The organism is Pseudomonas sp. AC083 (genome assembly GCF_979253165.1).
This window is the reverse complement of the sequence record NZ_CEEDDH010000105.1, coordinates 1-278: the sequence shown is the minus strand read 5'-3', so window position 1 is coordinate 278 and position 278 is coordinate 1. Positions and strand designations below refer to the sequence as shown.

General features: G+C 46.0%; 1 tRNA gene. It reads right to left on the bottom strand.

Features of this window, described 5'->3' with window-relative positions:
* Positions 1-167: 167 nt before the first annotated feature.
* Positions 168-239, bottom strand: a tRNA-Thr gene (locus AC0IXA_RS27390).
* Positions 240-278: the final 39 nt, after the last annotated feature.

Here is a 278-nt window from a genome sequence, read left to right as displayed (position 1 = left end):
AGATAGAAGAATGAGAAGGTCATAAGGAAGAAGGTAGGGAAATGAAAGAACGTGCCTTTGACTCTACTCTACACTCGAAATAAAAACAAAGAAATAAATCGCAATTTGCGATAAGTTATGGCTTCAATGTACTAGGTTTACATGGAAGTGAGGCGAATGGAAATTTGTTCCCGGCCGGGATTCGAACCCGGAATCTCCTACTTACAAGGCAGACGCGTTGACCACTCCGCCACCGAGGACACAGTGACCAGCCTGACTGCAGAGGACTCTTCCCGTGT